This window comes from Finegoldia magna (assembly GCF_018371055.1).
GTDB classification, from domain to species: domain Bacteria; phylum Bacillota; class Clostridia; order Tissierellales; family Peptoniphilaceae; genus Finegoldia; species Finegoldia magna_I.
This window is the reverse complement of the sequence record NZ_JAGYZD010000190.1, coordinates 1-3319: the sequence shown is the minus strand read 5'-3', so window position 1 is coordinate 3319 and position 3319 is coordinate 1. Positions and strand designations below refer to the sequence as shown.

The 3319-nt window shown below is 36.3% G+C and carries 4 protein-coding genes; all 4 read left to right on the top strand.

The genetic code is table 11. The annotated features are described in order from the left end of the window. The first annotated feature begins 110 nt into the window (after positions 1-110). Positions 111-524, top strand: a complete 414-nt coding sequence (rpsL, locus tag KHW44_RS07705; RefSeq protein ID WP_002841291.1) for a 30S ribosomal protein S12 — start codon at positions 111-113, stop codon at positions 522-524. Between the two features lie 109 nt (positions 525-633). Further along, positions 634-1104 (top strand): 30S ribosomal protein S7, encoded by a 471-nt coding sequence (rpsG, locus tag KHW44_RS07700; RefSeq protein ID WP_002835373.1) that lies wholly within the window; start codon positions 634-636, stop codon positions 1102-1104. A 28-nt stretch (positions 1105-1132) separates the two neighbouring features. Next, entirely contained in the window at positions 1133-3220 is a 2088-nt protein-coding gene (fusA, locus tag KHW44_RS07695) for an elongation factor G (RefSeq protein ID WP_304068002.1), read from the top strand. Between the two features lie 13 nt (positions 3221-3233). Further along, positions 3234-3319: GTP-binding protein (locus KHW44_RS07690; RefSeq protein WP_304068006.1), on the top strand; the 86-nt coding region annotated here is incomplete at its 3' end.

Sequence of the window (3319 nt, the reverse complement as noted above, 5' to 3'; positions counted from 1 at the left end):
AAGAATTTGTTTGACATATCATAATGTTAATGATAGAATATACAAGGATAAATAAGAATATCTTGTATATTCTTTTTTTATGCATAAAATAATTTCAGGAGGTGGAAAATTTGCCAACAATTAATCAATTAGTAAGACAAGGAAGAAAATCTAAAACTTACAAATCTGATTCACCAGCTTTGAGTCGTAACTTCAACAGCATCAAAAAAAGCTATACAGAAGCTAACTCACCTCAAAAAAGAGGCGTATGTACTTCAGTAAGAACTATGACTCCTAAAAAGCCTAACTCAGCACTTCGTAAGGTTGCCAGAGTTCGTTTAACTAATGGTATGGAAGTTTTATCTTACATTCCAGGTATCGGACACAACCTACAAGAACACAGTGTTGTATTAATCAGAGGTGGTAGAGTAAAGGACTTACCAGGGGTAAGATACCACATTATCAGAGGTGCTTTGGATACTGCAGCTGTTCAAAACAGAATGCAAGGTCGTTCAAAGTACGGTGCTAAGAAACCAAAGAAATAAAACAAAAACAAAAGGTATTAGTGTGAATAAAAGATTTTAATATACATTTATAGCACAGCGATGTAATTCGAGTACCTGAGAAATACTAAATAGTAAGGAGGGAAGCGAAGTGCCAAGAAAAGGACATGTTCAAAAAAGAGAGGTAATGCCAGATCCAGTTTACGATGATAAGACAGTTACTAAGCTTATCAACAACATTATGTTAGACGGAAAAAAAGGTACTGCCCAAAAAATTGTTTATGGTGCTTTTGATATTATCAAAGAAACTACAGGAGAAGACGCTCTTGAAGTATTCTACAAAGCAATGAACAATATTATGCCTATCTTAGAAGTTAAGACTAGAAGAATAGGTGGAGCTAACTATCAAGTTCCTATCGAAGTTAGACCAGAAAGAAGACAAACTTTAGGTTTGAGATGGTTAACAACTTATACAAGAGCTCGTGGTGAAAAAACTATGGTTGAAAAGTTAGCTAAAGAAATCATGGATGCAGCTAATAACACTGGTGCATCAGTTAAGAAGAGAGAAGACGTACACAAGATGGCTGAAGCTAATAAGGCTTTTGCACATTATAGATACTAATCTATCGGAAAGTAAGTAAGGAGAAAAAATGGCTAGACAAGTTTCATTAAAAGATACAAGAAACATTGGTATAATGGCCCATATTGATGCCGGTAAAACGACAGTTACTGAACGTATTTTATACTATTCAGGTAAAATCCATAAAATTGGGGACACTCACGACGGTGCCGCTCAAATGGACTGGATGGTTCAAGAACAAGAAAGAGGTATTACAATTACTTCTGCAGCAACAACTTGTTTCTGGAAAGGTAACAGAATCAATATTATCGATACACCGGGTCACGTTGACTTCACAGTTGAAGTAGAAAGATCTCTTAGAGTTCTTGACGGTTCAGTTGCTTTATTCGATGCGAAAAGCGGTGTAGAACCACAATCAGAAACTGTTTGGAGACAAGCTGATAAATATGGCGTACCAAGAATTTGCTTCATCAATAAAATGGATGCAACAGGCGCTGATTTCTTTATGTCTGTTGACACTATTAGAGAAAGATTGAGAGCAAATGCTGTACCTATCGAAATTCCTATCGGAGCTGAAGATAAATTCGTAGGTGTAGTTGATCTTATTACAATGAAAGCTAATATCTACAAAAACGAACTAGGAACAGAATTCTCTATTGAAGATATTCCAAGTGACTTAGTAGAAGTAGCTGAAAAATATAGAGCAGAATTATTAGAAAACATAGCAGAACACGATGAAGAGTTAATGGAAAAATACCTTGAAGGTGAAGAATTAACAGAAGAAGAAATCAAAAGAGCTATAAGAACTGCAACAATTGCTAATGCAATGAACCCAGTACTTTGTGGTTCTGCATATAAGAACAAAGGTGTTCAACCATTATTGGATGCAATAGTTGATTATATGCCAGCACCAACTGATGTACCAGATATCAAAGGTGTGGATCCTCAAACTGATGAACCAACTACAAGAAAGTCATCAGATGAAGAACCATTTGCTGCATTAGCATTCAAAATCGCAACAGACCCATATGTTGGTAAACTTGCATTTACTAGAATCTATTCAGGTAGTATTGAATCAGGAAGCTATGTATACAACTCTACAAAAGGTAAGAGAGAAAGAATTGGTCGTATCTTAATGATGCATGCTAACAAGCGTGAAGAAATTGAAAAAGCATACGCTGGAGACATCGTAGCTATTATCGGTTTAAAAGATACTACAACAGGGGATACTTTATGTGATATGGATAGCGAAGTTATCCTTGAAAACATGGAATTCCCAGATCCAGTAATTTCTGTAGCAATCGAACCTAAAACAAAAGCAAGTCAAGAAAAAATGGGTATTGCTCTTGCAAAACTTGCAGAAGAAGACCCAACTTTCAGAACATATACAGACGAAGAAACTGGCGATACTATCATATCTGGTATGGGTGAACTTCACCTTGAAATTATCGTTGATAGACTTTTACGTGAATTCAAAGTAGAAGCTAACATTGGTAATCCACAAGTTGCTTACAGAGAATCAATCACTCAAGCAGCTGAAGCTCAAGGAAAATACGTTAAGCAATCAGGTGGACGTGGACAATACGGTGACTGTACTCTTAGAGTCGAACCGATTGACAACCCTGAAGAAGCAAATGGTATCGAATTTGTTAACGCAATTGTCGGTGGTGCTATTCCAAAAGAATACATTCCATCAGTTCAAGCAGGTGCTGAAGAAGCAGCTCAAACAGGTATCTTAGGTGGATATCCAATGCTTGACATGAAGATTACTCTTTTAGATGGTTCTTACCACGATGTCGACTCATCAGAAATGGCATACAAAATTGCCGGTTCTATGGGCTTCAGAGCAGCAGTTGCTAAAGCAAAACCAATCTTATTGGAACCAGCGATGAAAGTTGAAATCACTACTCCAGATGAATACTTGGGAGATGTAATGGGAGACGTTTCATCAAGAAGAGGTAAGATTGACGGTATGAATCCTAAAAATGGTGTACACGTATTAGATGCGTTTATTCCATTGGCAGAAATGTTTGGATATGCAACAGACTTAAGATCAAAAACTCAAGGTCGTGCAACATATTCAATGCAATTCGATCATTATGAACAAGTTCCTAACTCAATATCAGAAGAAGTTATAGGAAAAAAGAATAATAAATAGGAGGCTTATATAAATGAGTAAAGCTAAATTTGAAAGAACAAAACCACATGTTAACATTGGTACAATAGGTCACGTTGACCACGGTAAAACAACATTAAC